The sequence below is a fragment of the Gordonia sp. 135 genome, from assembly GCF_009720185.1.
GTDB lineage: Bacteria > Actinomycetota > Actinomycetes > Mycobacteriales > Mycobacteriaceae > Gordonia > Gordonia alkanivorans.
On the sequence record NZ_CP046257.1, the window covers coordinates 1,630,099 to 1,648,227 of the forward strand.

Annotated in this window: 16 protein-coding genes and 3 pseudogenes; 6 read left to right on the forward strand and 13 right to left on the reverse strand. The window is 68.0% G+C overall.

Annotation, left to right across the window (positions count from 1 at the left end; all coding sequences use genetic code 11):
* The first annotated feature begins 222 nt into the window (after positions 1 to 222).
* Positions 223 to 1,068, forward strand: a complete 846-nt coding sequence (locus tag GKZ92_RS07460; RefSeq protein ID WP_139319433.1) for a serine hydrolase — start codon at positions 223 to 225, stop codon at positions 1,066 to 1,068.
* Between the two features lie 11 nt (positions 1,069 to 1,079).
* On the opposite strand, the gene GKZ92_RS07465 is transcribed toward GKZ92_RS07460, so the two are convergent.
* The 5 genes and pseudogenes from GKZ92_RS07465 to GKZ92_RS07485 all read right to left on the reverse strand — a co-directional run.
* On the reverse strand, positions 1,080 to 2,411 hold the full coding sequence (locus GKZ92_RS07465; protein ID WP_035750444.1) for a YibE/F family protein: 1,332 nt from the start codon (positions 2,409 to 2,411) through the stop codon (positions 1,080 to 1,082).
* 89 nt (positions 2,412 to 2,500) lie between these two features.
* Positions 2,501 to 3,146: pseudogene (locus tag GKZ92_RS07470) on the reverse strand (MetQ/NlpA family ABC transporter substrate-binding protein).
* Positions 3,147 to 3,219: 73 nt separating this feature from the next.
* Positions 3,220 to 3,927 (reverse strand): methionine ABC transporter permease, encoded by a 708-nt coding sequence (locus tag GKZ92_RS07475; protein WP_042375949.1) that lies wholly within the window; start codon positions 3,925 to 3,927, stop codon positions 3,220 to 3,222.
* Positions 3,924 to 4,928 (reverse strand): annotated as a pseudogene (locus tag GKZ92_RS07480) (methionine ABC transporter ATP-binding protein); the annotation flags it as partial. The pseudogene GKZ92_RS07480 and the gene GKZ92_RS07475, both read right to left, overlap by 4 nt.
* Positions 4,856 to 6,309, reverse strand: a pseudogene (locus GKZ92_RS07485) (LLM class flavin-dependent oxidoreductase); the annotation flags it as partial. The pseudogenes GKZ92_RS07485 and GKZ92_RS07480, both read right to left, overlap by 73 nt.
* Positions 6,310 to 6,458: 149 nt before the next feature.
* On the opposite strand from GKZ92_RS07485, the gene GKZ92_RS07490 reads away from it, so the two are divergent.
* Positions 6,459 to 6,962 carry a mycothiol transferase gene (locus GKZ92_RS07490; protein WP_035750450.1) on the forward strand — a complete coding sequence of 168 codons (504 nt, stop codon included), beginning with the start codon at positions 6,459 to 6,461 and terminating at the stop codon, positions 6,960 to 6,962.
* A gap of 81 nt (positions 6,963 to 7,043) precedes the next feature.
* Here the strand turns inward: GKZ92_RS07490 and GKZ92_RS07495 are convergent, their stop codons facing one another.
* On the reverse strand, positions 7,044 to 7,460 hold the full coding sequence (locus tag GKZ92_RS07495) for a DUF6764 family protein (RefSeq protein ID WP_035750453.1): 417 nt from the start codon (positions 7,458 to 7,460) through the stop codon (positions 7,044 to 7,046).
* 139 nt (positions 7,461 to 7,599) lie between these two features.
* Between GKZ92_RS07495 and GKZ92_RS07500 the strand changes: the two genes are divergently transcribed.
* Positions 7,600 to 8,532: an LLM class F420-dependent oxidoreductase gene (locus GKZ92_RS07500; protein WP_035750455.1), complete on the forward strand. Its 933-nt coding sequence runs from the start codon at positions 7,600 to 7,602 to the stop codon at positions 8,530 to 8,532.
* Between the two features lie 13 nt (positions 8,533 to 8,545).
* On the opposite strand, the gene GKZ92_RS07505 is transcribed toward GKZ92_RS07500, so the two are convergent.
* Genes GKZ92_RS07505 through GKZ92_RS07515 form a run of 3 tightly spaced genes read right to left on the reverse strand, consistent with a single transcriptional unit; the run spans position 8,546 to position 10,731 of the window.
* Positions 8,546 to 9,274 (reverse strand): pirin family protein, encoded by a 729-nt coding sequence (locus tag GKZ92_RS07505; protein ID WP_035750457.1) that lies wholly within the window; start codon positions 9,272 to 9,274, stop codon positions 8,546 to 8,548.
* Positions 9,274 to 9,756 carry a MarR family winged helix-turn-helix transcriptional regulator gene (locus GKZ92_RS07510; protein ID WP_035750459.1) on the reverse strand — a complete coding sequence of 161 codons (483 nt, stop codon included), beginning with the start codon at positions 9,754 to 9,756 and terminating at the stop codon, positions 9,274 to 9,276. Before GKZ92_RS07510 ends, GKZ92_RS07505 begins: the two co-directional genes overlap by 1 nt.
* Before the next feature lie 3 nt (positions 9,757 to 9,759).
* Positions 9,760 to 10,731: a pirin family protein gene (locus GKZ92_RS07515; protein ID WP_035750462.1), complete on the reverse strand. Its 972-nt coding sequence runs from the start codon at positions 10,729 to 10,731 to the stop codon at positions 9,760 to 9,762.
* Between the two features lie 128 nt (positions 10,732 to 10,859).
* On the opposite strand from GKZ92_RS07515, the gene GKZ92_RS07520 reads away from it, so the two are divergent.
* A complete protein-coding gene (locus GKZ92_RS07520) occupies positions 10,860 to 11,240 on the forward strand; it encodes a hypothetical protein (protein WP_005195626.1) in 381 nt (126 codons plus the stop codon).
* A 50-nt stretch (positions 11,241 to 11,290) separates the two neighbouring features.
* Positions 11,291 to 12,130 (forward strand): alpha/beta hydrolase, encoded by an 840-nt coding sequence (locus GKZ92_RS07525; RefSeq protein ID WP_035750468.1) that lies wholly within the window; start codon positions 11,291 to 11,293, stop codon positions 12,128 to 12,130.
* 12 nt (positions 12,131 to 12,142) lie between these two features.
* Here GKZ92_RS07525 and GKZ92_RS07530 read toward each other — a convergent pair whose 3' ends face one another.
* The 3 genes from GKZ92_RS07530 to GKZ92_RS07540 form a co-directional block, all read right to left on the reverse strand.
* A complete protein-coding gene (locus tag GKZ92_RS07530) occupies positions 12,143 to 12,586 on the reverse strand; it encodes a hypothetical protein (RefSeq protein ID WP_035750471.1) in 444 nt (147 codons plus the stop codon).
* A gap of 106 nt (positions 12,587 to 12,692) precedes the next feature.
* Entirely contained in the window at positions 12,693 to 14,192 is a 1,500-nt protein-coding gene (locus tag GKZ92_RS07535; RefSeq protein ID WP_035750474.1) for an alpha/beta hydrolase, read from the reverse strand.
* 94 nt (positions 14,193 to 14,286) lie between these two features.
* Positions 14,287 to 15,090, reverse strand: a complete 804-nt coding sequence (locus GKZ92_RS07540; RefSeq protein WP_006357677.1) for an alpha/beta fold hydrolase — start codon at positions 15,088 to 15,090, stop codon at positions 14,287 to 14,289.
* Positions 15,091 to 15,208: 118 nt separating this feature from the next.
* On the opposite strand from GKZ92_RS07540, the gene GKZ92_RS07545 reads away from it, so the two are divergent.
* Positions 15,209 to 16,444: a benzoate/H(+) symporter BenE family transporter gene (locus GKZ92_RS07545; protein ID WP_006357678.1), complete on the forward strand. Its 1,236-nt coding sequence runs from the start codon at positions 15,209 to 15,211 to the stop codon at positions 16,442 to 16,444.
* An 82-nt stretch (positions 16,445 to 16,526) separates the two neighbouring features.
* Here GKZ92_RS07545 and GKZ92_RS07550 read toward each other — a convergent pair whose 3' ends face one another.
* Positions 16,527 to 17,951, reverse strand: coding sequence for an aldehyde dehydrogenase family protein (locus GKZ92_RS07550; RefSeq protein WP_006357679.1), 1,425 nt, complete (start codon positions 17,949 to 17,951; stop codon positions 16,527 to 16,529).
* Between the last annotated feature and the right edge of the window lie 178 nt (positions 17,952 to 18,129).

Here is an 18,129-nt window from a genome sequence, read left to right on the forward strand (position 1 = left end):
TCCGACGGTGTCCGTATGCGATCGGCCGGGTGACACCAGTGCGCCGCCGGAGGCCGGATTGCACGACGACGCAGGCGTGGCGTCGGTCGCAACAAGGTCCCGATTGGGTATACAAGCTGGTCACCCGACCCACGGGGCTCGTATTCTCATGTGTCTAGAGTGACTCAGGAGAATATTGTGAAAGTTGTGACTCGGTGTGCGCTGGTCGTCGCTGCCCTGTTGATGTCCGTCGTCGTCGGCGCGGGGAGTGCGAACGCTGTCCCACTCCCGGCGCTGCCGCCGCTGCCCGAGCCGTTCGCGTCCTGGTTCACCCCGCCGGTACCGGTCGAGAAGAAGCTGGCCAAGAGCTACGCCGCACTCCAGAAGTCGATGAAGAAGTCGCTCCCCGGGCAGCTCGGCGTCGCGATCGCGCCGGTCGGCGGCGACCAGGTCATCTCGCTGGGATCACTCAAGACGGGGCGGGCGTGGTCGACGTTGAAGGTGCCGGTCTCGCTGGCGGCCCAACGCAAGCGCGGGCCGGCCGTCGCGATGATGGAGGACAAGGCGATCACCTTCTCCGACAACGACGCCGCGGGTGAGCTGTGGGGTGTGCTCGGTGGTGGTCATGCCTCCGTGGATGCCGTGACCGCGGTGCTGCGCGAAGGACACGACACCCGGACGCACGTCTCGTCGGAGGTCGACACCCCGGCGTCGTTCCCGGGATACACCTCGTGGGCCCTGCGCGATCAGGCACTGTTCGGTGCGCACCTGCCGTGTCTCCCCGGCAGCGAGAACATCATCCGCCTGATGAGTGACGTCGCCCCGAACCAGCAATGGGGCATTGCCAAGGTCGGACGGAACAAGGGGGCGGTGACCGCGGTGAAGGGCGGCTGGGGACCGGCCACGTCGAAGTCCGGCGCTCATCTGGTGCGTCAGCTCGGCGTCATCAGCACGGTCGACGGTCAGGTCGCGGTGTCGATGGCGGCGATCCCGCGCAGCGGATCGTTCACCGACGGCACCAAGATGCTCACCCGACTGGGCAACTGGCTCGGCAAGAACCTGGCCGAGCTGCCCAAGGGACGCTGCTGAGCGGTCGGAGCTCAGCTCGCCGCATGCGCAGGCGCGGATGACGGTGCGCCCGCGGGCCGGCAGAGGGCTGCGGCGATCGCGGTGGTCAGCGGAACCGACAGGGCGATCGCGATGCCGCCGACGAAGGACCGGGCCAGCTCGACGGCCACCACGTCGGTGGTGAGCAGCCCGCCGAGCGGCTGCTGGGCCACCGAGAAGAGCAGCATCAGCGGCAGGGCGCTGCCGGCGTAGGCGAACACCAGTGTGTAGACGGTGCTCGCGATGTGATCGCGGCCGACGCGCATCGCGGCCCTGAACGTCGCGAGTCGGGTCGGCTCACCGGCGGCGGCCAACTCGAAGGCCGCGGACGCCTGCGTGATGGTGACGTCGTTGAGGACACCGAGGGTTCCGATGATGAACCCGGCCAGCAGGAGGCCGCTGACCGAGATGTTGCCCTGATAGACCTGCAGGTTGGTGGTCTGGTCGCCCGACAGGCCGGTCAGGTTCATCGTCTCGATCGCCAGCCAGCTCAGCAGACCGGCCATCAGCAGCGAGACCAGCGTGCCGAGTAGGGCCGAACTCGTGCGGAGGCTGACGCCGTGCGCGAGATAGAGCACGACGAACAGGATCACCGCCGACGACACCACTGCCACCGCGACCGGAGACGAGCCGTCGAGGATGGCCGGCAGGGTGAACCCGCCGAGGACGATGAAGGCGAAAGCGAGGCCGATGATCGATCGGAAACCGCGCCACGCCGCGACCAGCACGATGGCCGCGATGAACAGGATCGCCCAGATGATCGTGGCGGTGCCGCGCTGGAAGTCGAAGAAGGTGTACCGGTTGCCCTCTGGGCCGGGCACCGTGGAGAGGCGGATCGCGTCACCGACGTGCAGTGTCGGCTGTCCGGCCTGGGGCTCGTCGACCGATCCCGGTACGGGCGCGCCGTCCCGTCCCGGTTCGGCGCCGGACTGCGCACCCTTCGTCGGGATCTCCAGCACTGTGTACCGGCCCTCGACCTCACCGGAGTCGAAGCGCACCGCATTGAGGATGCAGGGACCGCCGGCGACCGGGTTGATGGGGATGTCGGCGGTCTCGAGGACCGAGCCCGCCGCCGGGTTCAGGCAGTTGGCGCGGAACTGATCGACGACCTCGCCGTTGACCGTCTGGATCGACCCGCCGTCGGCCGACCGGAACTGGGTGGGCACCGGATGCTCGGAATCCGACGGCCACAGGACGATCATGCCGATGGTCACGGCCACCGCGGTGACGGCCAGCGTCCCGATGACCAGCCACCGGGCGAACGGGGACAGCATGTGGGAGATGTCGGTCAGCGAATGCGGGTGACCGTGATGTTTGCGCTCCACGCCGGTGAGCCTATGCGCAAGCGCCCGGATCGCGGTATGCGACCCGGGCGCCCGGCGTACCTGTGGGGAAACGCGTCACAGATCGTGGCCTACAGCGGCAGGAGGATGTTCTTCACCTGCGGATCGGTGGCCAGGAACTCCTGCACCGCGGGATCTTGGAACGCGGCGACGAGGTTCTTGATGTTGTCGGTGTTCTCCCACTCGGTGCCGATGGTGAGCTGTCCGGCGAACTCGTCGGGGGCCGGGGGAGCGTAGATCTGCTTCTCGATCGGGATGTTCGCGGCCAGGTAGTACTCGGTGTAGCCGACGGTGGCGTCGAGGTCGGCCAGCGACCGTGACTGGGCAGCGAAGTCGAGCAGCACGAACTGCAGGTTGCGCGGATTGGTGGCGATGTCCTTCTGGGTCGCCTTCCACTTGTCGATGCCGGGCTTGAGGGTGATCAGGCCGGCGCGCTCCAGCAGCCAGAGCCCCTGGGCCTCGTTCGCGGGATCGGAGTAGAGCGAGCGGCGGTGACCACGGTCAGCGTCGCGCCGGGGATCTCGTTGGGGAGGCCTCATCCGATCCGAGGAAGCGCCACCCGAGCACACCGGCCAGCACGGCGACGACGACCAGGGCGCCGGCGATCAGCGGCCAGCGCCGCCGCTGGGAGATCTCGATGTCGGAATTGCCTGCGGGAGGCGGTGTTTCGGACGATGTGCCCGACACGCCGGTGGCGGAGCCGGTGTCTTGAGACATGGTTGGACCTTTCAAGTGTGTGGTGAGGGGTGATGCGAGGGGTGTACGTGCGGTGACCCGGAAAGGCCTGGGGTCAGTGGTTGACGCGCTTGGAGGTCGCCGGATTGAGGCTGCGGGCGAGTGCGTCGCCGGCCAGCTGAATGAGCGCCACGGTGATCACCAGCACGATGATCGTGGCGACCATGACGCCCTGGTCGAAGCGCTGGTAGCCGTAGGTGACCGCCACGTAGCCGAGGCCGCCGGCGCCGATCGTGCCGGCGATGGTCGAGTACTCGATCATCGCGATGGTGTTGATGGTCAGGCCGCCCACGATGCTCGGCAGTGCCTCGGGAACCTGTGCCTTCCAGATGATCTGGGCGTTCGAACCGCCCGAGGCCCGGGCGACGTCGATGGTCGACGCAGGCACCGACCGCAGCGAGTTCTCCACGATGCGGGTGAAGAAGGCGATACCGGCGATCGACATGGGGACCACCGCCGCGGCGATGCCGATGTTGGTGCCGGTGACGAGGCGGGTGAACGGGATGATCGCCGTCATCAGGACCAGGAACGGCAACGAGCGGCCGATGCTGATGAGCCACGACAGCGGCGTGGGCAGCGCCCGGTTCTCGAAAAGTCCACCGGGAGCGAGATTGTGGACCAGCGCACCGAGCGGGACGCCGACGACGAGGACGACGACCATCACGATGCTGACCATGAGGACCGTGTCGATGAACGCCGGCCACAGCAGATCGGGAATCTCGTCGAGCGGCACGGTGATGGCGGCCAGGTTGATCGTGCTCATGCTGCCACCCCCGCCTTCTTCTTCTCGAGCGCGACGCTGTCGGCCTGGTTCTCGAGACCGCCGACGGGATCGGTGTCCGGTGCGGGTGTCTCCCCGACGCGCGCGGCGAGTCCGAGCTCGCTCGCCGCACCGACGAATGCGGAGGTATGGCCGGTCGGGATTGAGACGGTGAGATCGCCGAAGGCGGTGCCGTCGATGGTCTGGACGTTGGCTCCGAGGACCGAGATCGGGATGCCCAGGCTTCCGCCGATACGGGTGAGCCAGTCGGCCGGCACGGTCGTCGAGTTGTAGACGACGTTGACCGCGGTCTGGTCGCCGGACGCGGACGCACTGGGACCACGAGGCCGAAGTGCCCGTCCGAGAACGGAATCCGGGTCCAACACGAGCTCTTCGAGGCGTCCGTGTTCGACGATCCGGCCGTGATCGAGTCGGCCGACGGTGTCGGCGACCCGCACGATGGTGTCCATCTCATGCGTGATGAAGACGACCGCGAGGCCCAACTCGTCCCGAACCTCGGTCAGCAGCCGGAGGAAGGTGTCGGTGGCGGCCGGGTCGAGTCCGGAGGTGGCCTCGTCCGACAGCAGCACCGACGGCTTCAGCGCCAGAGCACGTGCGATGCCCACACGCTGACGCTGCCCGCCCGAGAGCTGATGGGGGTACAGGTCGGCCTTGTCGGCCAGGCCGACCAGGTCGAGCAGGTCGGCGACCCGTGACTTCGTGGATGCCTTCGTCGCACCCAGGTATTCCAGCGGCAGGGCGACGTTCTGGGCGGCGGTCCGCCGAGAGAGGAGGCTCGCCGACTGGAAGACCGTGCCGATCCGACGCCGCGCGTCGCGCAATCCGGAGGTGCCGAGGGCGGTGAGGTCCTCACCGTTGACGACGACCTTGCCCGACGTGGGGCGCTCCAGGAGGTTGAGGCAGCGGGCGAGCGTGCTCTTGCCCGCGCCGGATGGGCCGACGACGGCGAAGATCTCGCCGGAGTCGACGGTGAACTCCACTTCGTGGCGAGGTGGTTGCGCTCACGGATCGAGTCGTCGACCGTCGAGTTCACGCCGCCGACCCGGTAGGTCGAACCGCGGTGGTTCTCGGGCAGGTGGTCGCCACGACCGAAGAGCTTGTGGCGCAATGTGCCCGGGACGTACTCACGGTCGTAGACGCCGCGGCGCTCGAGGGCGGGGATCACGTGGGTGACGATGTCCTCGAAGGAACCCGGGGTGACGGCGTACGCGACGTTGAAGCCGTCGACGTCGGTCTCGGCCACCCAGTCCTGCAGCTGCTCGGCGACCTCGTCGCCCGAGCCGATCAGGACGGGGCCCATACCGCCGATGCCGCCCCAGGCCGCGATGTCGCGGACGCGCCACTCCTCGCCGCTCTCCGAGGCCTGCTGGAACGCGGCGACCGCCGACTGGATGGCGTTGCTCTCCACGTTGCCGATCGGCTCGTCGATGTTGTAGCTCGCGGGGCGATGCCCATCCAACCGGACATGAACACCAGCGCGCCCTCTTCGCTCGCATAGGACTGGTACTCGGCGGCTTTCGCGCGCGCGGCCTCGGGCGTCGAGTCGGTGATGATGGTGAGCAGTGCGTAGATCTTGGCGTCGTAGGGGTCTCGACCGGCGAGGACGAGTTCCTCGCGGATCTTGCTCACGACGTCGCGCGGGATGGCCTTGGTGGGAGCGGCGACGAAGATGGCCTCGGCGTTCTCCGCCGCGAACCGGCGTCCGCGCGGCGACGCGCCGGCCTGGTAGATGACCGGGGAGCCCTGCGGCGACGGTTCGGACAGATGGATGCCCGGGACCTTGAAGTGCTTGCCCTCGTGTCCGATGTGGTGCACCTTGGCCGGGTCGGCGAAGATGCCCGCCTCACGGTCGCGACGCACGGCGTCGCGTTCCCACGAACCCTCCCAGAGCTTGTAGAGCACGGTCAGGTACTCGTCGGCGTGGTCGTAGCGGTCGTGTGCGAGCTGGTCGTCGTCGCCCATGTTGCGTGCACCCGACGGCAGGTAACCGGTCACGACGTTCCACCCGACGCGACCACGGGTCAGGTGGTCGAGCGTCGACATGCGGCGCGCGAACGGGTAGGGGTGCTCGAAACCGGTTGCGGTGGTGACGCCGAAGCCGAGGTTCTTGGTCGCGTGTGCCATCGCCGAGACCAGCAGCAGCGGGTCGTTGACGGGGATCTGGGAGCCCTGTCGGATCGCAGCCTCGTCGGTGCCGGACAGGACGTCGTAAGTCCCGAGGACGTCGGCGATGAACAGGCCGTCGAAGCCGCCGGTCTCCAACAAGCGGGCGAGATCGACCCAGTAGTCGATGGTGTTGTAGTTCCACGACCGGTCGCTCGGATGGCGCCACAGGCCGGGGGACTGGTGCGCAACGCAATTCATGTCGAACGCGTTGAAGCGGATCTTGCGGGTGGAGCGCGTGCCGTTGTCGGGGGTCACGGCAGGCTGGTTCTGTTCAGACACCGGAAGAATGATGCTGACGGATGTGCGGACCCGCCATCTTTGCGCGCACGGCGAACTAAAATTGCCGCATGCGTGCCACAGATGTGCTAATCGACGGTCTCGGTCGCGTCTCCGAGAATGTTCACGCAGTGCTCAGCGGCCTGGAACCCGAGGTCTTGAACCGGGCCCCGGCGTCGGGTGCCAACACGATCGCCTGGTTGGTCTGGCATCTGACACGCGTTCAGGATGCGCAGGTCGCCGACGTCGCCGGCGCCGACGAGGTGTGGGTGAGCGCCGGCTGGGCCGAGCGATTCGATCTGCCGTTCTCGCCGGCCGACACCGGGTATGGCCATTCGACCGATGAGGTGGCCCGGGTGGTCGTCGACGATGCGGGCCTGCTCCGCGACTATTACGACGCCACGCACGCCGTCAGCGTGGACTACATTGCGGCGCTGACCGATTCGGATCTGGACCGGATCGTCGACACCAACTGGGACCCGCCGGTGACGCTCGGCGTCCGGTTGGTCAGCGTCGTCGACGACGACGCGCAACACATCGGACAGGCCGCATATCTGCGCGGGCTGTTCGGCTGACACGCCGTACCGGATAGAGAGGCAGGCCGACCCTAGGGCTCCAGGCCGGTCGCCCCGTTCGCACCCGTCAGGCGCGAAGGATCAGGACATGCAGCCCTTGAAGGTCTGGAAGTCACCGGCGAATGCGGGGCCGCCCTTGCAGGTCGGGCCGTTCTTGCCGTCGACGACGACCTCGGCGCCGGGTCCGGCGATACCGATGGCCAGACCACCGCGCTCACCGGTCATGGTGACGGTGGCACCGGGGCCCAGGGCGATGGCTGCGGGGCCGGCGAAGTTGTTCGCGGTGGAGCTGGCCTTACCGCCGTTGTCGGTGATGGCGAGTGCGAGACCGTTGGGGCCGGACTCGGCGCTACAGGAGGTCGTGGAGGAGCTCTGACCGGGCAGGGCCGGACACACCGACGGTGCCGCACCCGCCGACGGGGCGGCGGCGAGCGATACTGCGGTGGCACCTGCCGCCGCGACGACGAAACCGAGGGCTGTACGCGCAACTGTCTTCATTTTCGGACTCCTTTGTCGAGTACCCGGCGAGTACCGGGTTGGGTGTCGTACACATGCGATTCGGATTCGCCACGGGGCCGGATGGGCGGCCGGGGAACTCGTCCACGAGGTGAGTGCCCACTGCGCGTAAGTTGAAACCGTGCAACTGCGAATCTACACCGAACCCCAACAAGGTGCGACCTACGACCAGCTGCTCGCCGTGGCGAAGGCGACCGAGGATCTCGGTTACGACGCCTTCTTCCGCTCCGACCACTACAGCGGCATGGGTGGCGACGGGTTGCCGGGCCCGTCCGACGCGTGGATCACGCTGGCAGGTCTCGCGCGTGAGACCTCGCGCATCCGTCTGGGCACGTTGGTCTCGTCGGCCACCTTCCGTCTTCCGGGCCCGTTCGCGATCGCGGTCGCCAACGTCGACCAGATGAGCGGCGGCCGAATCGAACTCGGGCTCGGCGCCGGCTGGTACGAGCCCGAACACGAGGCCTACGGCATCCCGTTCCCGTCGATCAAGGAACGGTTCGATCGTCTGGAGGAGAGCTTCGAGATCATCACCGGGCTGTGGGGTACGCCCGAGGGTAGTCAGTTCGATTACCGCGGTGAGCATTTCCGGCTCACCAACTCGCCGGCACTCCCGAAGCCGGTGCAGAACCCGCGCCCGCCGATCATCGTCGGTGGCAGCGGCAAGAAGCGCACCCCGGCGTTGGCGGCGCGGTTCGCCGACGAGTTCAACGTGGTGTTCCAGCCCGTCGACGTCGCCGGCGAGCTGATCGGCAACGTGCGGGCAGCCTGCGCCGCGGCGGGGCGTCGCCCCGAGACCATGACATACTCGGGAGCACTCGTCTTGTGTTGCGGCAGCACCGAAGCCGAGTTCCGCAGTCGCGCCGAGGCGATCGGCCGGGAGCCGGACGAACTGCGCGAGAACGGCGCCGCGGGCACACCGGACGAGGTTGCGGCCAAGATCGAGAGCTATCGCGAACTCGGTATCACCCGGATGTATCTCCAGACACTGGATCTCGACGACCTCGACCATCTCGACCTCGTCGCGTCGAAGGTGGCACCGCAGCTCGGCGGTTGACCCGGCAGCGGGCTCAGGCGACGCCGGCGTGCATCTCCCAGAACAGGATCTCGGCTCCGCCGGGGCTGTTCAGCAAGATCTCGCCGGCCTTTCTCGTGCGCACGGCATCACCCTCGCCGAGGGTGTGGCCGTCGACGTCGACGCTCCCTCGTGCAACGTACAGGTGACCGTAGGGTGCGGCGGGCAGCGTCACCGTCTTGCCGGCGGGCATCCGCGCCACATGCAGGGCGGCGGCGGAGTTGTTGATCGTGACCGGTGCCGTCGTCGCGTGGCGGGACAGTCCGGAGACGACGACCACGAGTTCGCCGCTCGCCAGTGCGTCGGTGACGTCGGCCTCGGCGTACCCGGGTGCCAGGCCCGCCTCGTCCGGCGCTACCCACATCTGGACCACACGCAGGTCGGTGCCGTTCAGGCGTCCGGTCGCGTTGCCCTCGCTGTGGGCGATCCCGCGGCCGGCCGTCATGCGTTGTACCACGCCGGGTTTCAGAATGCCGTCGTTGCCCGTGGAATCGCGGTGGCGCAGTGCTCCGTCGAGGACCCACGTGACGATCTCGGCGTCACGGTGCTGGTGGCGGTCGAGTCCCTCGCCCGCGTCGACCCGATCGTCGTTGTGCACGAGCAGGACTCCGTGGGCGTTCGCGGCGAGGTCGAAGTTGCCCGTCGCCGGGAAAGACTGCCAGGACTCGAGCCACTCGTTGCGCCAGTGATGGCGCTCGGTGGCACGGATGATGGTGAGCGACATCAGGTCTCCTGGTTTCTCGGGTGGGTGGCGTCGAGATGCGCGGCGAGTCTTTCCATCACCGCACGCAGTTCGCGTCCGTCCGAGGGGCGGAGTGCGGTGAAGAACAGGTCGTCGACGCACCGACCGTGGTCGTGGGCGGCTTCGCGGAAAGCGGCACGCCCGGCCTCGGTGAGCACCGCGTAACTACCACGCCGGTCCTCGGCGGCGCGTTCGCGCTGCAGCCAACCACGTTTGACCATCGCGTCGACCTGGTAGGACAGACGCGACGTGGAGAACACCATGCGGTAAGACAGGTCTCGCATCCGCAGTCGGCCGCCCTCGCTCTCGTGCAGGATGAGCAGCATGCTGTAGTCGGCGAGACTCATCCCGGCGGTGGCACGCAGGTCGTCGTCGAGCATGGTCTGCAGCCGCGCGGCGGTCTCGATGAAGACGCGCCACGCGGCCTGCAGATCGTCGGACCCGGCGGGGGAGTGTCGGGCCATGGATCAGCGAACGGTGTGCGGCATCAGCGCATCCGGGGGGATGACACCAAGTCGGCCGGCTTGATAGTCCTCGATCGCCTCGACGAGTTGCTGCTTGGTGTTCATGACGAACGGACCGTACTGGAACACACGCTCGCGGATCGGCCGGCCGCCGAGCAGCAGGACCTCCAGCGCGGGACGGTTGCTGTCCTGCGAACCGTCGGCGGCCACGGTGATCCGGTCACCCTTGCCGAGCACCGCGAGCGACCCCTGTTCGATGGGAGGACCCTCCGCGCCGACCCGCCCACGCCCGGACAGCACGTAGACCAGCGCGTTGAACTCGGGATTCCACGGAATCGACACCCCTGCACCCGGTTGCACCGTGGCGTGGGCCAGGGTGATAGGTGTGTGGGTCGATCCCGGCCCGCGGTGGCCGTCGATCTCGCCGGCGATGATCCGGATCAGCGACCCGGCGTCCGGGGAGGTCACCAGGCCCACCTGACCGCCCTCGAGATTCTGGTAGTTGGGCGGGAGGAACTTGTCCTTGGCGGGCAGGTTCACCCACAGCTGGATGCCGTGGAACAGCCCGCCCGACTCGACCAGCTCGGCCGGTGGGGTCTCGATGTGCAGGATGCCGGACCCGGCCGTCATCCATTGCGTCGCACCGTCTTCGATGAGGCCGCCGCCCCCGGCGGAGTCCTGGTGGGCGAACCGGCCGTCGATCATGTAGGTCACGGTCTCGAAGCCGCGATGCGGGTGCCAGGAGGTGCCCCGCGGTTCGCCGGGTTCGTAGTCGACCTCACCCATCTGGTCCATGTGGATGAAGGGATCGAGGTCGGCGGCGGAGACGCCGGCGAAGGCGCGCACCACCGGGAACCCTTCTCCTTCGTATCCGCGCGGTCCGCGCGTGACCGAGCGGACGGGTCGTTCGATGGCGTCGACCCCGGGCGAGGACAGGCGCGCCAGAGTCAAGGTGTCGGCGGAGACGGCAGGCATGAGGTGCTCCTTCGTTCGTGAGTCACTCAAATTTGAGCAACTCTGTGTGCCTCAACCGTCGAGGGCGCCGGACTATTCCTCACGCGTTCGCTCTCCCGGTGGGCGACCGGTGGGCGATAATCCAGCCCATGGTCGACACCTCGTCATCGAAGCCGCCCGAGCGTCAACGCATCAAGAAGCTGGCGCAGGCCGCATTCAATGCCGACGTGACGGTCGAGCAGCTGGAGGGGATTCTCGCCGACATGGGCGAGACCCTGGAGGGCCTCGGCCCGACCATGGGGAATCTCGACGCGACGATCGAGAAGCTGGATGCGACTCTCGTACGGATGTCGGGAACACTCGACAAGGTGGACACCACCGTCGGCCGGATGTCCGATGTCGTGGCGCGGCTCGAGCGGGTCGTCGCCCGGGTCGAGGTGCTGGTGGGGATCGGCGAGGCCGCGCTTCGTCCGCTCGGAGTGCTCGAGTCCGCGGGCAAGTCGGTCGCGGCGCGGCTGGGCCTCCACTGATCCGCGTTCGTGTGAGCAGGGCGCCAGAGCAGGAAACGAGAGAGCAGGGAATGACACCGCAAGAGCACAGTTTCCGCGGACCGCACGGCCAGAACATCGTCTACGACGTGCACCGGCCCGAGGGCGATCCGCGCGGCGTCGTGGTGATCGCCCACGGGCTCGCCGAACACGGCCGACGGTACGGCCACGTGGCCCAGCGCCTCGTCGACGCGGGCTATCTGGTGGCGATCCCCGACCACATCGGGCACGGACGCTCCGGCGGAAAGCGGATGCGCCTGCGCCGCTTCGCCGAGTTCACCGACGACCTCGACACCGTCATCGCTCACGTCTCCGACGATGCGCTCCCGACGTTCCTCATCGGGCACAGCATGGGCGGCTGTATCGCGCTCGACTATGCACTCGACCATCAGGAGAAGCTCGACGGTCTCATCCTCTCGGGCGCGGCGGTGCTGCCCGGGGATGACCTGTCTCCGCTGGCGGTGAAGGTCGCGCCGGTGCTCGGGCGGATCGCGCCGGGGTTGCCGACCACTGCGTTGAGTTCGTCGAGCATCTCCCGTGACCCGGCCGTCGTCGCGGACTACGACGCCGATCCGCTCGTCTCGCGCGGAAAGATTCCGGCCGGGCTGGGCGGGGCGATGATCGCCACGATGCAGTCGTTCCCGGAGCGCCTGCCGTCACTGCAGCTGCCGGTGCTCGTGATGCATGGCGGCGCCGACGCCCTCACCGACCCGAAGGGCAGCGAACTCGTCGAGCGGCTCGCGGGTTCGGAGGACAAGACGCTGGTCATCTACGACGACCTGTTCCACGAGATCTTCAACGAACCCGAGCAGGACGTGGTCCTCGGCGAGGTCGTGAGCTGGCTGGAGCGGCACTCGCCCGCAGCGTCGTAACGCAGCCGCCGGTCAGGTCAGGCGGACAGCGACGCCGGCGAGAAGCACCAGCACGCCGCCGATCTCGCCGACGATCAGCGCGAGCATGAACAGATACGTCCCCGGCATCGGTTTCTCGAACTGATTCGTGGTGTCGCGCAGTGCGCCGTGGATGCAGTACGCGGCGATCGCGGCGACGAAGAACACGATCGGCACCGCGGCGGCCACCAGGTTGACCACCGGTCCAAACGCACTCAGCTCGACGAGGGCCGCGAGGACGAGGGTCGCAAACGAGTACATCAGCGCCGCCCGATGAGCGATGTCGACGTAGACGTGCGCGGTGTGTTCGGGCGACGTGCGGATCCCGTGGTACTTCCACACACCCAGTGCCAGACCCCAGACCAGGATGAGCCCGGAGGCGATCACCACGGCGATGGTGTCGGTGCCGACGAGGTCGGCCAGATCGGCGGAGTTCACCTCGTAAACCTATCCGCTGTGCGCGGTGGCGACGAGGGCCGACAGATGGGTCAGCAATAGGTATCGCTCAGCGATACCTAGTGCTGACTCCCTCAACGGAGCCGGCTTACCGAACCGGTGTCGTGGTCGTCGTCGACGACGCGGGCTGCTCCGAGACCGGCGGAGCCGACGGCGCGGGCTCCGGTGCGGAGGGGTCCGTCGTCGTCGCGGCGGATTGCTCTGCAGGGGCGGCGGATTCGGCCGCTGCCGACTCGGGTGCGGCGGGTACGGATGCCGACACGTCATCGCTCGACGGTGCAGCCGACTCCGAGGCGTCGGACGGGCCGGCCGATTCCGACGACGAGGTCTCCGACGACGGGGAGGAGGCGTCGGTCGACTCCAGTGCGGCCAGGACAGTGGCGTCGAGGGCGGGGGAGGCCGCGGCGGCCTGTTTCACGGCCATCGTGACCTTCGCGGGGGCCTCGGGATCAGGGCTGCCCGATGCCGACACGACCGTCGTCTTCGCGGTGACCGGCGGGTTGTTGCGCAGCGCCTCGAGGACGTGACCCTTGCCGTCGCCGAGAGCACGACCCCAGTTCTCCCAGGTGTGGCCGCCGTAGTTGGGCAGCGAGATCACCGACGCGCCGGACTGCTTGGCCTGCAGCTGCATCAGCACGGTCGACACCGCCGACAGGATCTCCAGCGCGATCGCCGAGATCTGATCCTGCGGGGCGAGCTTCGCCAGCTCGGACGGGGTGAGGAAACCGTTGCCCGACGAGATGACCAGCACCTGACCGTTCTCCGCGAGCTTGCCGACGTTCTTCGACGGGTCGTTGTCGGTCCAGCGGGTGCCGCCCGGCTTGCCCCACATGTTGACGATGCCGCTGACGTAGTTCGACACCAGGCTCTGCGTCGCGAAGACGCCGAGGGCGCCGATCGGGTTGTCGGTCTGGTAGTAACCCGACATCGCCTGGACGACCTTGAACTGCTCGGGGTGCCGCTCGGCGAGCGTCACCGCGGGGCCGCCCGACATCGACAATCCGACGATCGCGTTGTTGTTGCGGGCGACGCCGAATTGCTCCTCCAGGTACGCGGGGAGCTCGGAGGTCAGGAAGGTCTCCTGCTTGATGATGGTGTTGTTGCTGCCTGCGCCACCGTCCCAGTCGGTGTAGAACGACGACGCGCCGCCGACCGGCATGACCAGCGTTGTGTCGGCCTTGGCGTCGTAGACACGGGCGGCCTGGACGTCGGTGGTCCACGCCGAGCGGGTCTCGCTGGCGCGCATGCCGTCGAGCAGGTAGACGCCGCTGTCGCTGCCGCTGGAGGCGCGGATCTGGACGATCACGTGACGTTGCTGGGATTCCGACCACACCTTGCAGTTCTGCACGAAATATCCGGAGGAGTCCCAGGTGCAGCCCGGGCGCAACTTCTCCGGATGCCCGCGCAGGGCGCTGGCGGTGTTCGACGAGTCGAACAGCGTGCTCGCCCCGAACAGGCCGAGCGTGAGGATGGCGACGACCGAGATACCGGTCAACACCCGCCGGCGCGGCGAGAGACGACGGGGCTTCGGGCTGGGGGCCTCGGAACCGGGGGCCTCGGAAGGGCTGGCCTGGGATGAGTGCGACATAGAGCTCCTGACATACGTGGCCACCCGAAGATCGCGTCGGTGCCGATGTCAAGAATGTCGTTCGACGACCCGACCGGCGTTACGCCGGCTCTGTTCAGCCTGCTGCCTTCGCTGTTCGGATGGCGACCTCGGCCGTCTGCTCGGGGCGTTCCCACCAGAACATGTGCCCGACGCCGGCCCACCTTTCGAGGGAGGCGTCGGGGATGGCCGCGGCGAGCCGTTCGCCCTCGGCGACGCCGATGACGTCGTCGACGTCGCCGTGGATGACGGTCGTGGGGACGTCGATGGCGGCCAGCCGATCGCGGGTGTCGTGGCCCGCACAGGCCGCTGCCTGGGCAGCGACCACCGCCGACGGCACCTTGCGCAGTGTGGAGAACTTCGTGAACTTCTCGAATGCGCCGTCATCGGAACAGAATCCGGGGGACAGGTTGACCTCGAACGCGGTGCGGGCGACGCGCGCGGCGTCGCGGGAGGCGATGGCCTCGACCAGGCGCAGCGCGCCTGAGGTGCCGATCGCGCCCGGACCGCCCGCGGTGGTGCAGCCGAGGACCAGGCTGCGCACACGGTCGGCGTGGCCGAGGGTCAGCTCTTGGGCGATCATGCCGCCCATCGACGTGCCCAGGACGTGCGCGGTGTCCCAGCCGAGGCCGTCGAGGACACCACGCGCGTCGTCGGCGAGGTCGGCGATGGTGAACGAACCCTCCGCGCGGCTGCTCCCGCCGATGCCGCGATGGTCGTAGACGGCGACCTGGAAATGCGGGGTCAGTCGGTCGAGGAGTTCGGCGGTCCACATCTCCCGGTGTGCGGACATGCCCGCGATGAGCAGAAGCGGCTCGCCGGTGCCGGTCACCTCGACGTCGAGGACGGTGGTCGAGTCGGGGTGGGTGGGGATCAGCATGAAGGCCGATCGTACTCACGGCGCCTGCGACGCGTGGGCGTCGTGCGATAAACACACGCGATCAATCCCGGGAATCTGTGTCCTTGTCCTCGCCGGATACGGAGCTAGCCTCGCCCACATGTACGCAACCGGCTTCGAGCGGCCCACCGGTACCCGGCCGAGCCCGTCGTCGATGCTGCGCGATGCAGGCGGGACCTACCTGGCGAACGGCCTGATCGGACTGATCTTTGCCGCGTCGGGACCGGTGGCGGTGATCCTCGCGGCGGGTGCGGCGGGCGATCTCACCACAGCGCAGCTGTCGTCGTGGATCTTCGGGGTCTTCGTGCTCAACGGCATCCTGACGGTGGTTGCCAGCTGGGTGTATCAGATGCCGCTGGGGTTCGCGTGGACGATCCCCGGCACGGTGCTCGTCGGTTCGGCTTCGGCGCACCTGAGGTGGGCAGAGGTCGTCGGTGCGTTTCTCCTGACCGGCCTGCTGATCGTCCTGGTGGGTCTGACCGGGCGTGTGCGACAGGCGATGTCGGCGATACCGATGCCCATCGTGATGGGCATGGTCGCCGGAGTGTTCCTGCAGTTCGGCCTCGACGTCGTGGGCGCGGTCGGGACCGACCCCTGGGTCGCGGTACCGATCGTGGTGGCCTTCTTCGCGCTCCAGTGCCATCAGACGGTGAGCCGGCGGGTCCCGCCGATCATCGGCGCGTTCGTGGTGGGTGCCATCGCGGTCGTCGCGACCGGGTCCTTTCACATCGACACCCCGGCGTCGTCGATCGTGGCGGTGCCGGTCTTCACGGTCCCGGAGTTCACCGTCCGGGCAGCGATGGAACTGGTGGTGCCGCTCGCCATCACCGTGATCGTCGTACAGAACGGACAAGGGGTCGCGGTGCTGCGCGGCGCCGGACACCGTCCGCCGGTCAACGTGATCACCGTGGCGAGCGGGTTGTGGTCGGCACTCGCGGCGTCTGTCGGGGCCATCTCGTCGTGCCTGACCGGCCCCACCAATGCCTTGCTGGTGGCGGGCGGCCGTCGCGACCGTCAGTACATCGCGGCACTGACCTTCGGTGTTCTCGCGATCGTGATCGGTGTGTTCGCGCCGGTGTTCGTCACGCTCATGCAGGCGATGCCGGCCGCGTTCATCGCGACGGTTGGCGGTCTGGCGCTCCTCGGTGCGCTGCAGGGAGCGTTCCGCGGGGCATTCGGCTCTCGGTTCACGATGGGCGCGCTGTTGACCTTCCTGGTCTCGGTGTCGGACCTGACGGTCCTGAACATCGGTTCGGCCTTCTGGGGGCTCGTCGCCGGGATGGCGGTGTCCTGGGTCGTGGAGCGCAACGACTTCCGCGCCGAGGACCCGGTCTGAGCACCGACGGACGCGGCACCGACAGACGGAAACCGGCGGGCACATGTGGATGTGCCCGCCGGACCTGAGAGAGGATGTGGCGTCAGGCGCCGTAGCCGAGTAGCGACTTGACCTCGAGGAACTCGTCGAAGGCGTAGTCGCCCCATTCGCGGCCGTTGCCACTCTTCTTGTAACCGCCGAACGGGGCGACCGGGTCGACCGTGGCGCCGTTGAGACCGATCGAACCCGCGCGGATGCGCGAACCGATGCGGCGGACCTCGTCGATGTCCTTGCCGGAGACGTAACCGGCGAGGCCGTATTCGGTGTCGTTGCCGATCTTGATCGCCTCGTCGATCGAGTCGTAGGCGATGACGACGAGGACCGGACCGAAGACCTCGGTGCGGGCGATCTCCATGTCGTTGGTGACGTTGGTGAACACCGTCGGCTTCACGTAGTAGCCGGTCTCGAGACCTTCCGGGCGTCCCGCGCCGCCGATGACCGGGGTGGCGCCGTCGGCGATCGCACGCTCGATGAGGCCCTGGATCTTCTCGAACTGTGCCTCGGAGACCACCGGGCCGAGCTGCACATCGGTCGTCGGATCGCCGACGGTGATGTTCGGCTCGACCGACTTGGCGATCTCGGCGACCTCGTCGAGACGGGAGGACGGCACGAGCATGCGGCTCGGGGCGTTGCACGACTGGCCGGAGTTCATCATCATCGCCGCGATGCCGCCGGCGACGTTCTTCGCGAAGTCCTCGTCGTCGAGGATGATGTTCGGGCTCTTGCCGCCGAGCTCCTGGGCGACGCGCTTGACCGACGGGGCCGCGGTCTTGGCTACCTCGATGCCCGCACGGGTGGACCCGGTGAACGAGATCATGTCGATGTCGGGGTGGGCGGCCAGCGCGGCGCCGACGCCCGGTCCGTCACCGTTGACGAGGTTGAACACACCGGCGGGAACGCCTGCGGCGTCGAAGATCTCGGCCACGATGGCGGCAGAGAACGGTGCCACCTCGGAGGGCTTGAGCACCATGGTGCAGCCGGTGGCCAGGGCCGGGGCGACCTTGCACATGACCTGGTTCAGCGGCCAGTTCCACGGCGTGATGAAACCGCAGACGCCGATCGGCTCCTTGACGATGCGGTGTCCGCCGCGGTCCTCGCTGAAGGAGAAGCCGGGTAGCTGGGCGGCGGCGGTCATCAGGTGGCCGAGGCCGATCGGAACCTGCGCGGCGTTGGTGAGGCCGACGGGGGAGCCCATCTCCTCGGTGACCGCGGCGGCGAGATCGCCCATGCGGTTCTGGTACTCGGCGATGATCCGGTTGATGACCTCGAGTCGCTCCTCGACGGTGGTCTGGCCCCAGGTCTCGAAGGCGCGACGGGCGGCTTCCACGGCGGCGTCGACATCGGCAGCGCTTCCGATCGCGACCTGGCCGGCGGCCTTCTCCGTGGCCGGGTTGATCACGTCGATGACGTTGAGCTCGGCGGGTTCCACCCACCGGCCGTCGATGTAGAACTTGGTGATGTCCGGCATATCGCCTCCGTTGTCGCACTGATGTGAGGACATTTGTTGTCGATTTCACACTCTATGCCTTGAGGCGGCGGAGGTCTCGCGATTCCGGTAGCCGGAAGAGGTCGACGGGTGGGACATTTTGGGACAGCCGTCCCAGTCGCATTTTGCGACAGTTCGTCCCGAGGTCGGGGACTAAGGT

Excerpts from the sequence above, each read along its gene's own strand:
- GKZ92_RS07460 (WP_139319433.1), top strand. The coding sequence starts at position 223 with ATGTCCGTCGTCGTCGGCGCGGGGAGTGCGAACGCTGTCCCACTCCCG.
- GKZ92_RS07475 (WP_042375949.1), bottom strand. The coding sequence starts at position 3,927 with ATGAGCACGATCAACCTGGCCGCCATCACCGTGCCGCTCGACGAGATT.
- GKZ92_RS07490 (WP_035750450.1), top strand. The coding sequence starts at position 6,459 with ATGCGTGCCACAGATGTGCTAATCGACGGTCTCGGTCGCGTCTCCGAG.
- GKZ92_RS07495 (WP_035750453.1), bottom strand. The coding sequence starts at position 7,460 with ATGAAGACAGTTGCGCGTACAGCCCTCGGTTTCGTCGTCGCGGCGGCA.
- GKZ92_RS07505 (WP_035750457.1), bottom strand. The coding sequence starts at position 9,274 with ATGTCGCTCACCATCATCCGTGCCACCGAGCGCCATCACTGGCGCAAC.
- GKZ92_RS07510 (WP_035750459.1), bottom strand. The coding sequence starts at position 9,756 with ATGGCCCGACACTCCCCCGCCGGGTCCGACGATCTGCAGGCCGCGTGG.
- GKZ92_RS07515 (WP_035750462.1), bottom strand. The coding sequence starts at position 10,731 with ATGCCTGCCGTCTCCGCCGACACCTTGACTCTGGCGCGCCTGTCCTCG.
- GKZ92_RS07520 (WP_005195626.1), top strand. The coding sequence starts at position 10,860 with ATGGTCGACACCTCGTCATCGAAGCCGCCCGAGCGTCAACGCATCAAG.
- GKZ92_RS07525 (WP_035750468.1), top strand. The coding sequence starts at position 11,291 with ATGACACCGCAAGAGCACAGTTTCCGCGGACCGCACGGCCAGAACATC.
- GKZ92_RS07535 (WP_035750474.1), bottom strand. The coding sequence starts at position 14,192 with ATGTCGCACTCATCCCAGGCCAGCCCTTCCGAGGCCCCCGGTTCCGAG.
- GKZ92_RS07540 (WP_006357677.1), bottom strand. The coding sequence starts at position 15,090 with ATGCTGATCCCCACCCACCCCGACTCGACCACCGTCCTCGACGTCGAG.
- GKZ92_RS07545 (WP_006357678.1), top strand. The coding sequence starts at position 15,209 with ATGTACGCAACCGGCTTCGAGCGGCCCACCGGTACCCGGCCGAGCCCG.
- GKZ92_RS07550 (WP_006357679.1), bottom strand. The coding sequence starts at position 17,951 with ATGCCGGACATCACCAAGTTCTACATCGACGGCCGGTGGGTGGAACCC.